Origin of the sequence: Vibrio gangliei (genome assembly GCF_026001925.1) — a bacterium.
Taxonomy (GTDB): Bacteria; Pseudomonadota; Gammaproteobacteria; order Enterobacterales; family Vibrionaceae; genus Vibrio; species Vibrio gangliei.
Genome location: NZ_AP021869.1, coordinates 2,060,265 through 2,077,301, shown reverse-complemented (window position 1 = coordinate 2,077,301; position 17,037 = coordinate 2,060,265). Strand labels below are relative to the sequence as shown.

Sequence of the window (17,037 nt, the reverse complement as noted above, 5' to 3'; positions counted from 1 at the left end):
ATGTTTATTCAAATATACTTTGATTCAAACCAGAGATTACTGTTTGGCTTAACGCGTCTTATTAAAATCGTTAATTAAAAACACTCATTTTGTAGGTGTTTCTACATCTAGACGTCTATTCTAGTTTTGATTGGTCGAATTACAAGCCTTTTTTGCAATTAAACAGCAACAAGATAGAACCAATTGTGCATGAGAGTGGCGCAATACTGTACATCGATATGGCGATATCCTCTATTGACGTATTCGATTGCGTTCCCATAATTACTGGCGCTGTTGACGAATTATGTGACTTTGCTAAAAAAGCCCATAAAAGAGCGAAAAAAACGCAATTTTGACCTCGTTAATATTTGCAGTCATGCGGGGGCTTTGCGACAATACCGCGCAGCATTAGAAGTAGGTTTTTCCCAAAAATCTACTTTTCCAACCTTAATAAAATCGCTTACGCAAAAACCAGGAGCAGACATGACGTCTCGTAAAGATCTAGCAAATGCAATCCGCGCACTGAGCATGGATGGTGTTCAACAGGCTAATTCAGGTCACCCAGGTGCACCAATGGGCATGGCCGATATCGCTGAAGTGCTTTGGCGTGGTCACCTAAATCATAATCCACAAAACCCAGAGTGGTTTGATCGCGACCGTTTCGTTCTATCGAATGGCCACGGCTCAATGTTGATTTACTCTTTGCTTCACCTTTCTGGTTACGACCTTCCTCTTTCTGAACTGAAAAACTTCCGCCAATTGCACTCTAAAACTCCGGGCCACCCAGAGTACGGTTATGCACCAGGCGTTGAAACAACCACAGGTCCTTTAGGTCAAGGTATCACCAATGCTGTTGGTATGGCATTAGCTGAAAAAGCGTTAGCGGCTCAATTTAACCGTGAAGGCCACGACATTGTTGATCACTTCACATACGCATTCCTAGGCGATGGCTGTTTGATGGAAGGTATCTCACACGAAGCTGCATCTCTTGCGGGCGTGTTAGGTCTTGGTAAGTTAATCGCATTCTGGGATGACAACGGTATTTCTATCGATGGTCACGTAGAAGGTTGGTTTGCAGACGATACTCCTAAGCGTTTTGAGTCTTACGGCTGGCATGTCATTCCTGCGGTTGATGGTCACGATTCAGATGCGATTGAAGCGGCGATCCAAGCTGCAAAAGCAGATCCTCGTCCAACGCTTATCTGTACTAAAACGGTTATCGGTTTTGGTTCTCCAAACAAAGCGGGTACGCACGATTGTCACGGCGCGCCACTAGGTGCTGATGAAATCACGGCGACTAAAGCTCAACTAGGTTGGGAGCACGGTCCATTTGAAATTCCTGCTGATATTTACGCGCAGTGGGATGCAAAAGAAGCGGGCGCAGCAAAAGAAGCAGCTTGGAACGAAAAATTGGCAGCGTATGAAGCGGCTTACCCAGAGCTTGCTGACGAATTCAAACGTCGTATGGCGGGTGATTTGCCAAAAGAGTGGGAAGAAAAAGCAAATGCTATCATTGCTGATCTTCAAGCTAACCCAGCGAACATTGCATCACGTAAAGCATCACAAAATGCACTAGAAGCATTTGGTCAAATCTTACCTGAGTTTATGGGCGGTTCTGCGGACTTAGCACCATCGAACTTAACTATGTGGTCTGGTTCTAAATCTTTGACTGCTGATGACGCATCTGGCAACTACGTACACTACGGCGTACGTGAGTTTGGTATGACCGCTATCATCAACGGTATCGCACTACACGGTGGTTTCATCCCTTACGGTGCAACTTTCCTAATGTTCATGGAATACGCGCGTAACGCAATGCGTATGGCGGCATTGATGAAAGTGCAAAACATCCAAGTTTACACGCACGATTCAATCGGCCTAGGCGAAGATGGCCCAACTCACCAACCGGTTGAGCAAATGGCTTCTCTACGCATGACACCAAACATGAGCACATGGCGTCCATGTGACCAAGTTGAATCTGCAGTAGCATGGAAACTGGCTATCGAGCGTAAAGATGCGCCTTCAGCGTTGATCTTCTCTCGTCAAAACCTAGCACAGCAAGAGCGTACCGCTGAGCAAGTAGCAAACATTGCTAAAGGTGCTTACATCCTGAAAGATTGTGCAGGCAAACCTGAACTGATCTTGATTGCAACCGGTTCTGAAGTTGAACTAGCAGTAGAAGCTGCGGCGCAACTAACAGCAGAAGGCAAGCAAGTACGTGTGGTTTCTATGCCATCTACCGATGCATTTGATAAGCAAGATGCTGCTTACCGTGAATCAGTATTGCCATCTGACGTGACGGCTCGTATCGCTATCGAAGCGGGTATTGCGGATTATTGGTACAAGTATGTTGGTCTAGACGGCCGCATCATCGGTATGACCACATTCGGTGAATCAGCACCAGCAGGTGAACTATTCAAACTGTTCGGCTTCACCACTGAAAATGTGGTTGCGACAGCGAAAGAATTACTAGCTTAAGATACTCTTCTTAATTGCTAGTCAATCAAATCTAAAGCCGGACTGATGTTCGGCTTTTTTATTCCTCGGAAATAATGCGTTGGAAATAGGGATAAGGTAAGATAACTCCTCCTTAAATCTAATGATTCTTTAAACCAACAGTATGGAAAAATTATGCTCAGAATAGCGATTAATGGATTTGGTCGAATTGGACGTAGCGTGCTGCGAGCACTGTACGAAAGCGGTAAGAACCAATCGATTCAAGTTGTGGCTATCAATGAGCTTGCTGAGCCAGAAGGGATTGCGCATTTATTGCAATACGATTCCAGTCACGGTCGATTCTTTAAGCGAGTTAGCCATGATCAAGAGCATTTATTTATCCATCATGCCGAGCAATCCAGCTCGGCTTCAGAGCCTAGTTTTGATTCAATTCGAATCTTGCATTTAAGCGATATCAAATTGCTGCCGTGGAAAGATCTTAATGTCGATGTGGTATTAGATTGCACGGGTAAGTTTGGTTCACAAGCGGATGGGCAAGCGCACATTCAAGCTGGCGCAAAACGCGTCTTGTTTTCTCATCCTGGCGCTAATGATGTCGATAACACGATTATTTATGGTGTGAATCATGACTCACTAACATCGGAGCATCACGTCGTCTCAAATGGTTCTTGTACTACCAACTGTATTATTCCAGTGATTAAAGCACTCGATGACAGCTTTGGCATTGAATCTGGCACTATTACCACTATTCACTCTTCCATGAACGATCAACAAGTGATCGATGCTTATCATGCGGACTTACGTCGCTCACGCGCGGCCAGTCAATCGATCATTCCTGTCGACACCAAATTACACTTAGGAATTGCAAGAATTTACCCAAAATTTGCGGATAAATTTGAAGCAATCTCAGTGCGAGTGCCTACAATTAATGTCACGGCGATGGATTTAAGTGTCACAGTTCACAAAAATGTGAAAGTTGATGACATAAATCAATCCATTGTAGAAGCATCTCGTTGTACATTGGACGGCATATTGGATTACACCGAAGCACCATTGGTTTCGATTGACTTTAATCACGATTCTCATAGCGCCATTGTGGATGGTTCACAGACTCGAGTGAGCAACCATCGTTTAGTCAAAATGTTGGTTTGGTGTGATAACGAGTGGGGGTTTGCTAACCGTATGCTTGATACTGCTCAAACCATGGGCGAGCTGATTGAGTCATAGTGGTTGTGATTGTTGTGGCGAAAAAGTGCGCGTTTTTTTATTTTTTAGCTTGAAATAATAAATTCATGCCCCCACTATAATGAGCATTGAAATTGTAAGCTGAAAACTTTTACTGGTAATACATGGAAGTTGGCGGCAAAAAAGAAAGATTAAAAGAATTTTATCATTGGACATACGTCGAGTGACCGCAGTTTAGATATTATTAATTTCATTAACATTGAGAGGACAAACAATGTCTGTAATCAAGATGACAGACCTGGATCTAGCAGGTAAACGTGTATTCATCCGTGCTGACTTAAACGTGCCAGTAAAAGACGGTAAAGTAACTTCAGATGCTCGTATTCTAGCATCTCTACCAACGATCAAAACTTGCCTAGAAGCGGGTGCTAAAGTGATGGTTACTTCTCACCTTGGCCGTCCAACTGAAGGTGAATACAACGAAGAGTTCTCTCTACAGCCTGTTGTTAACTACCTAAACGACGCACTAGATTGCGAAGTGAAACTAGCAAAAGATTACCTAAACGGTCTTGAGCTAAACGCTGGTGAGTTAGTGGTTCTTGAAAACGTTCGCTTTAACAAAGGCGAGAAGAAAAACGAAGAAGAACTTTCTAAGAAATACGCTGCACTATGTGACGTATTCGTAATGGATGCATTTGGTACGGCTCACCGTGCTCAAGCGTCTACTCACGGTGTTGGCATGCACGCGCCAATCGCTTGTGCTGGTCCTCTACTGGCTAACGAGCTTGAAGCACTGGCTAAAGCTATGGACAAACCAGCTCGCCCAATGGTGGCTATCGTTGGTGGCTCTAAAGTTTCTACTAAACTGACTGTGCTTGAGTCTCTATCTAAAGTGGCTGACCAACTTGTTGTTGGTGGTGGTATCGCGAACACGTTCATCGCAGCAGCAGGCCACAACGTTGGTAAATCTCTATACGAAGCTGACCTAGTGGATACGGCTAAGAAGCTAATGGAAACTTGTGCAATTCCAGTTGCGACTGATGTGGCATGTGCAAAAGCATTTGATGAAAACGCTGAAGCTGAAATCAAGCACGTTTCTGAAGTACAAGATGACGACATGATCTTCGACCTAGGTCCTGATTCAACTGCGCAACTTGCTGAAATCCTAAAAGGTGCAAAAACTATCCTTTGGAACGGCCCAGTAGGCGTATTTGAATTCAAAAACTTTGAAGCGGGAACTAAAGGTATTTCTGAAGCAATCGCAGCTTCTGAAGGTTTCTCTGTAGCAGGTGGTGGTGACACTCTAGCGGCTATCGACAAGTTCGGTATCAAAGCGGATGTTTCTTATATCTCTACTGGTGGCGGTGCTTTCCTTGAGTTTGTTGAAGGAAAAGTACTTCCTGCAGTTGCTATGCTTGAAGAGCGTGCAAAAGCATAATATTTAAAAAAGGCGGGAGAAAACTCTCGCCTTTTTTACGTTTGTAGATTTTTATCTGTTGCGTAGATCACACTATGTGAATTGAAGCGGTTTATTGCTACAATGCGCACGTGAATTAAGCAAACGTTTATTTAATTAACGATTTCGTTCTTGGAACGGATTTTAAACGATAGAAAAATAGGACTAAACCCATGTCTAAGATCTTCGATTTTGTAAAACCTGGTGTTATCTCTGGTGATGACGTACAGAAAGTATTTGAAGTAGCAAAAGAAAACAAATTTGCTCTTCCAGCGGTTAACGTTGTAAACACTGACTCTGTAAACGCAGTACTAGAAGCCGCAGCGAAAGTTAAATCTCCAGTAATCGTTCAGTTCTCTAACGGTGGCGCAGCTTTCTTCGCAGGTAAAGGTATTAAGCTTGAAGGCCAAGGTGCACAAATCTTAGGTGCAGTTGCAGGTGCTAAATACGTACACGCTGTTGCAGAAACTTACGGTGTTCCAGTTATCCTTCACACTGACCACGCTGCTAAGAAACTACTTCCTTGGATCGACGGTCTACTAGACGCGGGTGAAAAACACTTCGCTGAAACTGGTAAACCTCTATTCTCTTCTCACATGCTAGACCTTTCTGAAGAGTCTCTAGAAGAGAACGTTGAGACTTGTGCTAAGTACCTAGAGCGCATGGCTAAAATGAACATGACTATCGAAATCGAACTAGGTTGTACTGGTGGCGAAGAAGATGGCGTAGATAACTCTCACATGGACGCATCTGAGCTTTACACTTCTCCAGAAGACGTAGCATACGCATACGAGAAACTAAGCGCTGTTAGCCACCGTTTCACTATCGCTGCATCTTTCGGTAACGTACACGGTGTTTACAAGCCAGGTAACGTTGTTCTTACTCCAACTATCCTACGTGATTCTCAAGCATACGTTTCTGAGAAGTTCGGCCTACCAGCTAACTCTCTAAACTTCGTATTCCACGGTGGTTCTGGTTCAACTGAAGCTGAAATCCAAGAGTCAATCGGCTACGGTGTTATCAAAATGAACATCGATACTGATACTCAGTGGGCATGTTGGGACGGCGTTCGTCAATACGAAGCTGACAACCACGATTACCTACAAGGTCAAATCGGTAACCCAACAGGTGAAGAAGCGCCTAACAAGAAATACTACGATCCACGCGTATGGCTACGTGCTGGTCAAGCGTCTATGGTTGCTCGTCTTGAAAAAGCATTCGCAGACCTTAACGCTATTGACGTACTATAAGTTGTCATCTTTTAGCGTTTAACTGATATTTTATTTAACAAAAGCCTCACAGTAATGTGGGGCTTTTTGTTTATTTGGACATCCAGTTCTGGAAGTGATTAATAATAAGAGGAATTATTTGAATACAGATAGCAACAAATAGTTTCCAGTGTTAAAAAAAATAGCTATATTGTGTATATGTTTGGTATCGAAAAGCATAATAGTTTGCTTTCAGAGAGCTTGCTCTATATCGGTATTCTACATACACCACCTAAGATTCATCGACTCATGTAATTTATAAAGGAAGAAACATGGCAGCTGAAGATCAAGTGACAGAAGTCGCTCACGCTATTGCTCCAAAGCTAACAGATTGGTTTGTCGCTAACTCTGATTTACTTGTGCAATATGGCGTCAATATTATTTCCGCTTTAGTTATTCTTTTCATTGGTAATATTGTTGTTAAGGCAATCAGTAACAGTGTTTCTAAAGTTCTTGAAAAGAAACAAATGGACCAAGCCGTTGTGCATTTTATTGGTTCGCTAGTTCGTTACTTATTGTTTGTTATCGTTTTAATCGCAGCACTAGGGCGCGTTGGTGTTGAAACTGCCTCTGTTGTTGCTGTAATTGGTGCTGCAGGTTTAGCAGTAGGTTTAGCACTTCAAGGTTCTCTATCTAACTTTGCTGCTGGCGTTCTGATTGTGGCATTCCGTCCGTTCAAAGCGGGTGATTATGTTGAGATCGGTGGTACTGCAGGTAGCGTAGAGTCTATCCAAATTTTCCAAACCATTTTAACAACACCTGATAACAAGATGGTTATTGTACCAAACAGCAGTGTTATTGGTGGTTCAATCACGAACTACTCTCGCCATGCTACACGTCGTATTGACTACGTGATTGGTGTGTCTTACAAAGCTGATCTTAAGAAAACCAAAGAAGTTCTTGCTAAGGTTCTAGCGGCTGAAGAGCGTCTATTGAAAACGCCAGAGCCAACCATTGGTGTGGTTGCACTTGCAGATTCTTCAGTTAACTTCGTTGTTCGCCCTTGGGTTAAGACTAACGATTACTGGGCAGTTTACTTCGACCTTCTACAAGCGATCAAAGAAGGCTTGGATGAAGAGGGTATCGAAATCCCATTCCCACAAATGGATGTTCATTTAAATAAGCTTGAAGACTAATTCTGTCAGCTTTATGTAACATTTAATTGAAAGGCGCTTAGTGCGCCTTTTTTATTGCTAATATATACCCTTCGTACTTGAAGTTGCAGTTTTGTTGACAGCGCTCATTCGCCCCAATCATTTAGGCAAGCTAAACTCATGGGGGCTCATTCACTTGTCGCCTCACTGAAACTCCAATTACTTTGGGTATAAAACCTAAATATTGATATATGTGAGGTAGTTATGAATCATTTTTTCAAACGAATTTTACTGTTAGGTGCCACACTATTCAGTGTTCATACATTCGCAGCAGAAGCCAACATTCCAACGCTTTCCACCAGTGGATACGGTGAAATGACGGTGAAGCCTGATATGGCTGTTTTTACCGTTGCGATTCAGGCGGAGCGTAGCCAGGCGAACCAGGCAAAGCAAGCCGTGGATAAAGTGGTGACTAAACTAATCAGTGCCTTAAATGCCAAAGGGATTGAGCGTAAAGAGATTCGCAGTGGTAACTTACAGGTTTCTCCGCAATATACTTACCCTAAAGATGCCAAGCCTGTGTTGAATGGCTATCAAGCGGTTCGTTATATAACAGTGAATGTTGTTCAATTAGATGGTTTGAATAGCTTGCTAGATACGGCATTAACTGCGGGTGTGAACCGTGTGGATAATATTCAGCTTAAAGTGAAAGATGAAGCGCAATATAAACAGCAAGCGCGAGCTGCCGCTATTGCGGATGCAAAAGAAAAAGCACAAGCATTAGCAAGTGGGTTTGATGCTAAGCTTGATGGCGTTTGGTCTATCAACTACCACAATAATAGCGCTCGTCCTGTGGTTATGGCGAAATCTATGATGATGGAAAGCCGCTCTGCGGATCAAACTTATCAAGATCAATCCATGACGATTTCAGACCAAGTCGATGTGGTATTTAAACTAAAAAATTGATGTGGTTTAAAAAGAAGTTCGTGTAAAAAGATTTAACCTCAGCTTAAGTTAAGGTTATTTAGTATAAAGAAAAACAGCGACGTAAAGGTCGCTGTTTTCTTTTGTCTTAATTCAATATTATGAATTAGTGCAGGATACGAGCACGAATCGTACCTTGTACGGCTTTCATTTTTTCCAGAGCTTCTTCTGAACGTTCCGCTTCGATATCAATGACTACGTAACCCATTTCAGGAGTGGTTTGTAGATACTGAGCCGCGATGTTAATACCGGCTTCAGCAAAGATGGTATTAATTTGTGTCAAGATACCAGGGCGGTTCTCGTGGATATGTAGCAAGCGTGAAGTGCCAACGTGTTCAGGTAGAGATACTTCTGGGAAGTTAACACAAGATAGGGTAGAGCCATTATCTGAGTATTTAGCGAGCTTGCCAGCGACTTCGATACCGATGTTTTCTTGTGCTTCTTGAGTTGAGCCACCGATGTGAGGCGTTAGAATGACGTTATCGAACTTCATCAATGGTGATTCGAATGGGTCATTGTTGGTTTTTGGCTCGACAGGGAATACATCGATTGCCGCGCCACCTAGGTGACCTGATTCTAATGCTGAACAAAGCGCATCGATATCAACGACCGTACCACGCGCTGCGTTGATAAAAATCGCACCTGGCTTCATCTGAGCAAATTCTTCAGCGCCCATCATATCTTTAGTGCTGTGAGTTTCTGGAACATGCAGAGAAATGATATCTGACTTATTGAGTAGCTCACTCATGGTTGCGACTTGATTTGCATTGCCCAGTGAGAGTTTATTTTCAATATCATAGTAAGAAACTTGCATACCTAGGTTTTCAGCTAAGATACTAAGTTGAGTACCAATATGGCCATAGCCGATAATGCCTAAGCGTTTACCGCGAGCTTCATAAGAGGCATCGGCACTTTTCTTCCAAATACCACGGTGAGCAAGGGCGTTCTTCTCTGGAATACCACGCAACAACAATAGAATTTGACCAAGTACTAATTCGGCAACACTACGTGTATTGGAGAATGGGGCGTTAAAAACGGGGATACCACGAGCAGCAGCTGCTTTAAGGTCCACTTGGTTAGTACCAATACAGAAACAACCAACCGCAACGAGTTTTTCGGCAGCGTCAAACACTTCTTGAGTCAGTTGAGTACGGGAACGAATACCGATGAAATGCACGTCTTTTACCGCTTCCAGTAAATCTTCTTCTGAAAGAGAGCCTTTGTGGTATTCGATATTGGTGTAGCCTGCTGATTGCAGTACTTCAACTGAAGATGGATGAAGGCCTTCGAGTAGCAGGATCTTAATCTTATCTTTGCCAAGTGATACTTTAGCCATGTAACGTCGTCCTTAATTGAGAATAATGATTCTTGCGCACTTTCATTACTGGCCTACAGGCATGATACCAATCGTATAGTATATTAATGACTGGTATTTGTAGGTCGAGCACTCCTTGTGCGTCACTGTTTAAATAAAATATCAAAAAAATGTGAACTTGGGTAAGGTTTTTACTAAATAAAGTACAAAAAAACGGCGCTTTGGGGCACCGTTTTCATTTTGTTCAATAAAAGAAAGTTTTGCCTAATAAAACAGCAGATTATTCTTCGATTTTGGCACCTTCCGGTGTACCAGTGATCACGATGTCTGCGCCGCGGTGGGCAAACAAACCAACCGTAACAACACCGGCAATGCCGTTAATTTTGTCTTCTAATGCTTTAGGGTCAACAATCGATAAGTTATGAACATCTAAAATGATGTTGCCATTATCGGTGACGATACCTTGGCGATATTCTGGTGTACCACCGAGTTTAACCAATTCACGAGCCACGTAAGAGCGAGCCATTGGAATAACTTCTACTGGTAGTGGGAATTTACCCAACACATCTACTGCTTTCGTATCATCGACAATACAAACAAATTTCTTAGACATGGCTGCGACAATTTTTTCTCGAGTTAATGCTGCGCCGCCGCCTTTGATCATCGCACCTTGAGGGTTAATTTCATCGGCGCCATCAACATACACATCAAGGCCATCGACTTCATTGGAATCAAAGACGTGAATCCCCAGTTCTTTCAAACGTTCAGTCGAAGCCACAGAGCTTGATACTGCACCTTCAATTTGGCCTTTCATTGTCGCTAGGGCATCAATGAAGTGATTAACGGTTGAACCTGTGCCCACACCCACAATGCTGTCTGGCTTTACATATTTCAAAGCGGCCCAACCAGCGGCTTTTTTCATTTCATCTTGTGTCATGTGTGCACTCCTAAATTGCTCAAGTAATCGATTGCTAAATGGTGGTTTTGAGGTCGGGCGGGATTATAGCTGCTTATTTCACTTTTCCCAATGCCAAATCTGACTTGGGGTCACAAATATGGGCAACGGGATGTCCCAATGTTCGCTGGGTAGGTGTTCGACTTGCTGACAATCGTGGGCTAAACCGATAGGAATTGCGCCTTGTCCGTTAGAAAACCAAGGTTGAAGCATACGATCATAATAACCGCCGCCCATGCCAAGACGTTGGCCGCTTTCATCAAAGGCAACTAATGGCGTAAAGATAATATCGATATTTTTGATTGGACAAATTTGAGTTTGATCGAGTACCGGCTCAATGATGCCATATTTGTTATGACATACACGGCTATCAGGTCGATAGTGCAAAAACAACAAATGGCCTTGAGAGAAAGGATGAAGTACGGGGAGTAAGACCTGTTTACCTTGCTGCCATAGCCATTCAATGGTTGGCTTAGTATCGATTTCACCATCATTAGATAAGTAAATCCCAACCGTATGCGCGTTAACTATTTGGGGTAACTGCTGAATCTTTTCGAGTAACGCTAACCCTGCTTGTTGTTGCTGTTGAGACGAGAGCGCGCAACGTCGTTGACGGATGAGTGTTCGAATTTGAGAGCGAGATGCATGAGCTGGAATTGGGCATTTCATATTAAAACCAATATGAGGAATACCCCAAAGTGCCGTTGAGAATTGATGGACCTATGAACCAGCGAGTTCAAGGCGGATCCGCAATGAGAACCGTAGGCTTCTCGGTACGAGCCGAGCTTGCACAATAGCCCTTCAAATGCCAATCCTTTGGTGTTGCTTATCGGCTCAGGGACTTAAATCCTCTGACAAACACTCCAGGGTAAATTTTTTAGCTGTTTTGCTATAGCGTTAGCTTACTGCTTCGCTAAAGCTTGATCAAGTTGTTGCGATAATTGTTCGATACGTTGTGTCATTGCTTGATTTTCGCTTTGTTCATTTTTTAACTCTTGCACTTCATAACAAGCGTTGAGCGCAGCGATAATCAGTAATTGTTCAATATTGTGCACTTTAGTGCGTTCAGTCATCTGGTTCAAGCGGCGGTTTAATTCATTCGCAGCAGCATGCAAAGCCTCTTCTTGCCCAGGAGGACAATTAACACGAGTGAGTTTTCCTAAAATTTCGACTTCCACTGTGGTGCACTCTTAGTTGCTGAGAAATATACAATCTCAATTAAAATGATAGATAAATAAGATTGTTCGACTGAGGGGAAACTATAGGCTAAATGGCGGTCTATGTTCAAGCATTTCAGTGATGAGCGTTGCTATTTTGCTGAATGTTGACCAATTCGATTATAAAGTGACTGATTTCGATTGTAACTCGGTGGATTAGGGTTTTCGGTAGGAGGCTTGAGTTGATATACTCAGAGTAAATTTACCCAACTCAATGGAACACTTCATGACTGACATTCGTCTTCCCGATTATCATCAAGCCTTAGTTGAAATGACCTCAGCTTCTTTGTCTGTTACTCCTGCTGAACTGCAAGGTATTTTAGTTGGGATGTTAAGTGGCGGTTTTACCCAAGACGGCGATAGTTGGAAAACCATATTGTTTGATTACACCAATGATGGCATGGGCTGGCCGGTGAATGCGAGCCAAGTTGCGGAAGCGGTGTATGCTCACGCGATTAAGCAATTGAGCGGTGCAAGCATGGAATTAACTTTATTGCTTCCGGATGAAGATGATTTATTTAATTACGCAGACGCGGTTTCGGATTGGGTGAATCATTTTATTTCAGGTCTTGGACTTGCTGGTTCGAATCTATCTAAATTATCGGATGAAACCAAAGAAGCGTTAGCGGATCTCGAAGAAATTTCAAAATTGGGTATTGATGAAGACGATGATTTACCTGAACAAGCGCTATTACTTGAACAAGTGATCGAACATGTGAAAGTGTGCGTATTGACCATTCATGCCGATTTAGGTGCTAAGCCTCAGACGAGTTCTGAGAAGAAAATACTCCATTAATACAGCAATAAAGGCGATAGGATGAAGCAGTACGATATTGCAATAGTTGGGGCTGGAATGGCAGGTGCGACGTTAGCCGTAGCCGTTGACCATTTGTGCCAAGGCAAATTGAATATTGCCGTGATTGAAGCTTATCAATTGCATGACGAACAACGTCATCCTGGCTTTGATTCCCGTGCGATTGCTTTATCTTATGGAACAGCTCAAATCTTAAAACAGTTAGATTTATGGGCACGTTTTGAACCATTTTTGACGCCTATTACCGATATTGAAATCTCCGATCGTAGTCATTTAGGCTTAGCGGATATTACCGCACAAGACGAACATGTTGCCGCTCTTGGCTACGTGGTTGAGCTGGAAAGTGTTGGTCGAATTTATCAGCAGGCCATTCGAGAATGCACGTCGATTGATTATTATTGTCCTGCGAAAGTGAAGCACATTGAACGTACGCTTGAGTCTGTGACTGTCACCTTGTCTGATGATCAGCTATTGCAGGCAAATTTATTGGTGGCGGCCGATGGCGCGTTATCGGAAAGCTGTCAGCACATCAATATTCCTTTAAATGAAATCGATTTTGAGCAAGTTGCGGTCATTGCAAATGTGACGACTGAAGTGGCGCCACAAGGTCGAGCCTTTGAGCGTTTTACTGAATTTGGCCCCGTTGCTTTTTTACCTATGTCAGAAGGTCGCAGTTCTGTTGTGTGGTGCATGCCTGAAGCCAGAGCCCAAAAGATGATGCAAGCTACCGATGATGATGTGATCGCCGCGTTACAGCAAGACTTTGGCTGGCGTCTAGGGAAGATCACGAAAGTCGGCGCTTTGGCGTGTTATCCTTTAGTACTACGTTATCGAGAGCAAATTGTGTCTCACCGATTTGCCGTTGTGGGGAATGCCGCGCAAACCCTTCATCCCATTGCGGGTCAAGGATTTAACTTAGGTATTCGAGACGTATTCAGCCTTGCTGAAGAAATTACTCAGGCTTATCAAGAGCAAGGCGATGTCGGGAATTATTCCATGTTATCTCGTTACCGCCAGCGTCGTCAGCAGGATAGAGAACTCACTATGTCGTTGACATCTTGCCTAGTGAATAGCTTTTCCAATGCTTGGCCAGCGATGAGAGTTGGACGTAATCTAGGACTGTTAGCCATCAGCTATTTACCTTATCTCAAACAACCTATTGTGAAACGTACAATGGGGCTAGTGGAGCGATAATATGCAAAGTTTTGATATCACTATTGTAGGTGGAGGCATGGTTGGCCTTGCACTTGCGGCTTCTTTAGCCGATAGCCATTTACGCGTTGCAGTTATAGAAGGGCAAACGCCTGATGAACACCTGGCTGCGATGCCTGATACGCGGGTATCGGCATTAAGTCGTGCTAGTGAAAACTTACTGAAAAATCTAAAGGCTTGGCCTGGCATCACTTCTCGTCGCCTTTCTCCGTATCAAGCCATGGAAGTGTGGGAACAAGACAGCTTTGCTCGTTTGGAATTCAAAGCGCAGGACTTGTCGCAATCTAACCTTGGGCATATCGTAGAAAACCGTGTGATTCAACTGGCACTGTTGGACCGCGTTAAGCAGTTGAGCAACGTTAGCCTGTTTATGCCAAATCGTTGTAGCAATATGGTGGTTGGAGAAAGTGAGGCTTGGATTACGTTAGATAATGGCGATTCTATTTCCAGTAAGCTCGTGGTTGGTGCTGATGGCGCTAATTCTTGGGTTCGTCAGCAGCAAGATATTCCTTTGACCCATTGGGATTATGGCCACAATGCGATAGTGGCGAACATTCGTACCGCTGAATCTCATCAAGGTGTGGCAAGACAAATCTTTACTCCGCAAGGCCCAATTGCGTTATTGCCCCTTTCTGAACCGAATTTATGTTCACTAGTGTGGTCAACAGAGCCGAATCGAGCCGATATGCTGGTGGGATGTTCTGATAAGATCTTTAACCAGACACTTACGAGTGAATTCGATACACGTCTGGGGTTATGCCAAGTTGAAGGTGAACGCAGTAGTTACCCATTAAAAATGCGTTACGCGCGAAACTTTGTGACTAATCGAGTTGCATTGGTCGGGGATGCTGCGCACACCATACATCCATTAGCCGGACAAGGTGTGAATCTTGGGTTTTTAGATGCTGCCAGTCTAGCGGAAGAAATCTTGTCACTGTGGCAACAAGGTAAAGATCTTGGCTTGCATTCACATTTGAGATCTTACGAGCGCTGGAGAAAAGCGGAAGCCGCTAAAATGATAGCAGCGATGCAAGGATTCAGAGACCTGTTTGATGGTGATAATCCAGCGAAAAAATTGGTGCGTGGTTTAGGCATGCAGTTTGTTGGGCATTTACCTGGTATGAAAGAAGAAATGATGAAAAGAGCGCTTGGTATTACCGGCAATTTACCCAGTTTGGTTAAAGTTAAAGCGTAATATCTTCTTTTTAATAAAAAGAGCTCTAAACAAAAAAGGTTGGCGTAGTGCCAACCTTCTTTGTTTTGTCTTACTTTATTCTGTTTTTTTGGGCCCGTTTTGCGTTGGTTATCACCTGCAAAACAAAGGTCCACTACACACAGCGGATTCGATTGATCTCTTGGTTGATCTCTTTCACCATGCGGTAATGCAGGCTTTGCGCTTGAGAAGGAATGATCAACTTAGCGTTATCAAATTCAAACTTACCCACACCATTAATATAAATACGCCCTTTAAAAAAACGACTTACATGTCTTGCGACGGCACCTGGAACATATTTATTAAACAGTCTCATACTAACATCCTTATAGTAACTTGAGGCCATTATAACGAGCTTTATGAAACCTTAATGTTAAAGTTTGATTTTTTATGTAAAAATTGCTGCATCCATCAAACTTTTATTCTGCTTTTTCTCGATTAATCCATATTTTAATTTGCTTTGTGTATGTTTGAATAGTTATTGATTTGTCAGTTATATGAATTTGGCATAAAAAATGCCCACACGCTAAGGTGTGGGCCAATAGTCACAGATGCATTATACAAAGTGGATATGGCTGGACAGACCAGCCTGACACTTTACTTGCCTTTGTCGTACTCAATTGAGTTCGCAGTCAAAGCCAAGCGAATTCATCATACAGTAAAAAGATATAGATCAATAATTATTCATTTGTTTTGAGTAAAAATTCTTTTTGTTGTTTTCTGATGTGTGAGGGTGATCGACCTTTTGTGAATAAATTGTAATCGATTGCATGTTCTTGACATTCTTAACTGATAACACTCGATAAAAAATCACCAATGAAAGTGAATTTCATTGGTGATAATCAAAAGTGATAAAAATAGAGAAAGAGAAATTAATAAAGAAAGTGAGCTTATTCCTCTTCACTCAAGCTATACGGTAATTCTGCAAAGTGAAGTCTTGATTCTGGGAAGGCTTCTAGGCGGAATTGAGTATCGTTTTCTAAGTTATTCGGTAGTACCGCTAATAAGATCAATTTCCCATCTCCAAATTGGTAGTAAGTATTGATCTGACCTGCGTTACGCCAATTTTCACCGACTTGACGCTCCAAATTGAGGTTGTCGCTAAGGGGATCAGGACATTCTCCTTCAAGGCGGAAAAGTGCGCGTTTATTAATACCACGATATTTAGCGCGAGCGACGGTTTCTTGTCCGGTATAACAGCCTTTAGTAAATGAGATGCCGTTCAGCACTTGCAGGTTCATGGCCTGTGGAATGTGTTCTAATTGTTCATGCTGGTTGACTCTAGGTAGACCTTGCATGATGTCCGCATAATCCCATACGGTTTCATCGGCGCAAGTGGCAGAGTTTAGCTGAGTGAGCAATGCTTCGACATCAGCCGCAGGCAACATAAGTAACCAACGTTGGTCACTGATTTGTACTGCGGTGATGTTGCCGAAGGCGAGCACTTGTGTGTCTTCGGTTAAGGCTTGGCCTGAAAGCGCTTCAACCGTTTGAGTGGCATGCGTTCCGATTAAGCCAAGAAACACATCGTTACTCGATTGAATGTCTACTTTAGAGAAAATGGCATACTTTTTAATTTCAACCAGTTCTTTCTCAATAGCAGAACGGCGTTGGAACATGGCATAGCCACCTTGATGATGAAATAAGCGGAATGCACTTAGCATTTTCCCTTTAGCATCACAGTGAGCACCTAGCGTCGATTGGTGAGGTTCAAGCGACACGACATCACATGTCACCTGACCATGCAAATAGGATTTTTTATCATCGCCGTACATAGTGATTGCGCCCCATGATGGCAGATGACACAGCACCAATTCGGGCAATGCTTGAGTTGAAGTTAGCGGATAGGGCGTAAATTTATCGGTCCAATTCATCCTAATGTCCTTGC

At 43.1% G+C, this 17,037-nt stretch carries 15 protein-coding genes and 1 other RNA gene; 9 read left to right on the top strand and 7 right to left on the bottom strand.

Features of this window, described 5'->3' with window-relative positions; genetic code table 11:
• Nucleotides 1-462: 462 nt before the first annotated feature.
• From tkt to Vgang_RS09535, 6 genes are all read left to right on the top strand, one after another.
• Entirely contained in the window at nt 463-2,457 is a 1,995-nt protein-coding gene (gene tkt, locus Vgang_RS09560) for a transketolase (protein WP_105900852.1), read from the top strand.
• A gap of 153 nt (nt 2,458-2,610) precedes the next feature.
• Nucleotides 2,611-3,663 (top strand): erythrose-4-phosphate dehydrogenase, encoded by a 1,053-nt coding sequence (epd, locus tag Vgang_RS09555; protein WP_105900853.1) that lies wholly within the window; start codon nt 2,611-2,613, stop codon nt 3,661-3,663.
• A 232-nt stretch (nt 3,664-3,895) separates the two neighbouring features.
• Nucleotides 3,896-5,059, top strand: a complete 1,164-nt coding sequence (locus Vgang_RS09550; RefSeq protein ID WP_105900854.1) for a phosphoglycerate kinase — start codon at nt 3,896-3,898, stop codon at nt 5,057-5,059.
• Between the two features lie 191 nt (nt 5,060-5,250).
• Entirely contained in the window at nt 5,251-6,327 is a 1,077-nt protein-coding gene (gene fbaA / locus Vgang_RS09545) for a class II fructose-bisphosphate aldolase (protein WP_105900855.1), read from the top strand.
• A 290-nt stretch (nt 6,328-6,617) separates the two neighbouring features.
• Nucleotides 6,618-7,481: a small-conductance mechanosensitive channel MscS gene (gene mscS, locus Vgang_RS09540; protein ID WP_105900856.1), complete on the top strand. Its 864-nt coding sequence runs from the start codon at nt 6,618-6,620 to the stop codon at nt 7,479-7,481.
• Nucleotides 7,482-7,703: 222 nt separating this feature from the next.
• Nucleotides 7,704-8,405 (top strand): oxidative stress defense protein, encoded by a 702-nt coding sequence (locus Vgang_RS09535; protein WP_105900857.1) that lies wholly within the window; start codon nt 7,704-7,706, stop codon nt 8,403-8,405.
• Nucleotides 8,406-8,529: 124 nt separating this feature from the next.
• Here the strand turns inward: Vgang_RS09535 and serA are convergent, their stop codons facing one another.
• The 5 genes from serA to Vgang_RS09510 all read right to left on the bottom strand — a co-directional run bounded on the left by serA (nt 8,530) and on the right by Vgang_RS09510 (nt 11,871).
• Nucleotides 8,530-9,759, bottom strand: a complete 1,230-nt coding sequence (gene serA, locus Vgang_RS09530; RefSeq protein WP_105900858.1) for a phosphoglycerate dehydrogenase — start codon at nt 9,757-9,759, stop codon at nt 8,530-8,532.
• A 259-nt stretch (nt 9,760-10,018) separates the two neighbouring features.
• Complete coding sequence (rpiA, locus tag Vgang_RS09525) at nt 10,019-10,675, bottom strand: ribose-5-phosphate isomerase RpiA (protein WP_105900859.1); 657 nt, start codon at nt 10,673-10,675, stop codon at nt 10,019-10,021.
• A 78-nt stretch (nt 10,676-10,753) separates the two neighbouring features.
• Nucleotides 10,754-11,362 carry a 5-formyltetrahydrofolate cyclo-ligase gene (locus Vgang_RS09520; protein WP_105900932.1) on the bottom strand — a complete coding sequence of 203 codons (609 nt, stop codon included), beginning with the start codon at nt 11,360-11,362 and terminating at the stop codon, nt 10,754-10,756.
• Between the two features lie 17 nt (nt 11,363-11,379).
• A non-coding RNA gene (gene ssrS, locus Vgang_RS09515) (6S RNA) lies at nt 11,380-11,566 on the bottom strand.
• A gap of 29 nt (nt 11,567-11,595) precedes the next feature.
• On the bottom strand, nt 11,596-11,871 hold the full coding sequence (locus Vgang_RS09510; RefSeq protein WP_105900860.1) for a cell division protein ZapA: 276 nt from the start codon (nt 11,869-11,871) through the stop codon (nt 11,596-11,598).
• A 265-nt stretch (nt 11,872-12,136) separates the two neighbouring features.
• On the opposite strand from Vgang_RS09510, the gene Vgang_RS09505 reads away from it, so the two are divergent.
• From Vgang_RS09505 to Vgang_RS09495, 3 genes are read left to right on the top strand one after another with little or no spacing between them, the layout of a single operon-like run.
• Nucleotides 12,137-12,706, top strand: a complete 570-nt coding sequence (locus Vgang_RS09505; protein ID WP_105900861.1) for a YecA/YgfB family protein — start codon at nt 12,137-12,139, stop codon at nt 12,704-12,706.
• Between the two features lie 21 nt (nt 12,707-12,727).
• The gene (ubiH, locus tag Vgang_RS09500) at nt 12,728-13,918 is read left to right on the top strand and encodes a 2-octaprenyl-6-methoxyphenyl hydroxylase (RefSeq protein ID WP_105900862.1); all 1,191 of its coding nucleotides are present in this window, start codon (nt 12,728-12,730) and stop codon (nt 13,916-13,918) included.
• Between the two features lies 1 nt (nt 13,919).
• Nucleotides 13,920-15,131: an FAD-dependent 2-octaprenylphenol hydroxylase gene (locus tag Vgang_RS09495; RefSeq protein ID WP_105900863.1), complete on the top strand. Its 1,212-nt coding sequence runs from the start codon at nt 13,920-13,922 to the stop codon at nt 15,129-15,131.
• A gap of 133 nt (nt 15,132-15,264) precedes the next feature.
• On the opposite strand, the gene Vgang_RS09490 is transcribed toward Vgang_RS09495, so the two are convergent.
• The gene (locus Vgang_RS09490; RefSeq protein WP_105900864.1) at nt 15,265-15,465 is read right to left on the bottom strand and encodes a DUF1107 family protein; all 201 of its coding nucleotides are present in this window, start codon (nt 15,463-15,465) and stop codon (nt 15,265-15,267) included.
• A 574-nt stretch (nt 15,466-16,039) separates the two neighbouring features.
• Complete coding sequence (ygfZ, locus tag Vgang_RS09485) at nt 16,040-17,023, bottom strand: tRNA-modifying protein YgfZ (RefSeq protein WP_105900865.1); 984 nt, start codon at nt 17,021-17,023, stop codon at nt 16,040-16,042.
• Nucleotides 17,024-17,037: the final 14 nt, after the last annotated feature.

Excerpts from the sequence above, each read along its gene's own strand:
- tkt (WP_105900852.1), top strand. The coding sequence starts at position 463 with ATGACGTCTCGTAAAGATCTAGCAAATGCAATCCGCGCACTGAGCATG.
- epd (WP_105900853.1), top strand. The coding sequence starts at position 2,611 with ATGCTCAGAATAGCGATTAATGGATTTGGTCGAATTGGACGTAGCGTG.
- Vgang_RS09550 (WP_105900854.1), top strand. The coding sequence starts at position 3,896 with ATGTCTGTAATCAAGATGACAGACCTGGATCTAGCAGGTAAACGTGTA.
- fbaA (WP_105900855.1), top strand. The coding sequence starts at position 5,251 with ATGTCTAAGATCTTCGATTTTGTAAAACCTGGTGTTATCTCTGGTGAT.
- mscS (WP_105900856.1), top strand. The coding sequence starts at position 6,618 with ATGGCAGCTGAAGATCAAGTGACAGAAGTCGCTCACGCTATTGCTCCA.
- Vgang_RS09535 (WP_105900857.1), top strand. The coding sequence starts at position 7,704 with ATGAATCATTTTTTCAAACGAATTTTACTGTTAGGTGCCACACTATTC.
- serA (WP_105900858.1), bottom strand. The coding sequence starts at position 9,759 with ATGGCTAAAGTATCACTTGGCAAAGATAAGATTAAGATCCTGCTACTC.
- rpiA (WP_105900859.1), bottom strand. The coding sequence starts at position 10,675 with ATGACACAAGATGAAATGAAAAAAGCCGCTGGTTGGGCCGCTTTGAAA.
- Vgang_RS09520 (WP_105900932.1), bottom strand. The coding sequence starts at position 11,362 with ATGAAATGCCCAATTCCAGCTCATGCATCTCGCTCTCAAATTCGAACA.
- Vgang_RS09505 (WP_105900861.1), top strand. The coding sequence starts at position 12,137 with ATGACTGACATTCGTCTTCCCGATTATCATCAAGCCTTAGTTGAAATG.
- ubiH (WP_105900862.1), top strand. The coding sequence starts at position 12,728 with ATGAAGCAGTACGATATTGCAATAGTTGGGGCTGGAATGGCAGGTGCG.
- Vgang_RS09495 (WP_105900863.1), top strand. The coding sequence starts at position 13,920 with ATGCAAAGTTTTGATATCACTATTGTAGGTGGAGGCATGGTTGGCCTT.
- Vgang_RS09490 (WP_105900864.1), bottom strand. The coding sequence starts at position 15,465 with ATGAGACTGTTTAATAAATATGTTCCAGGTGCCGTCGCAAGACATGTA.
- ygfZ (WP_105900865.1), bottom strand. The coding sequence starts at position 17,023 with ATGAATTGGACCGATAAATTTACGCCCTATCCGCTAACTTCAACTCAA.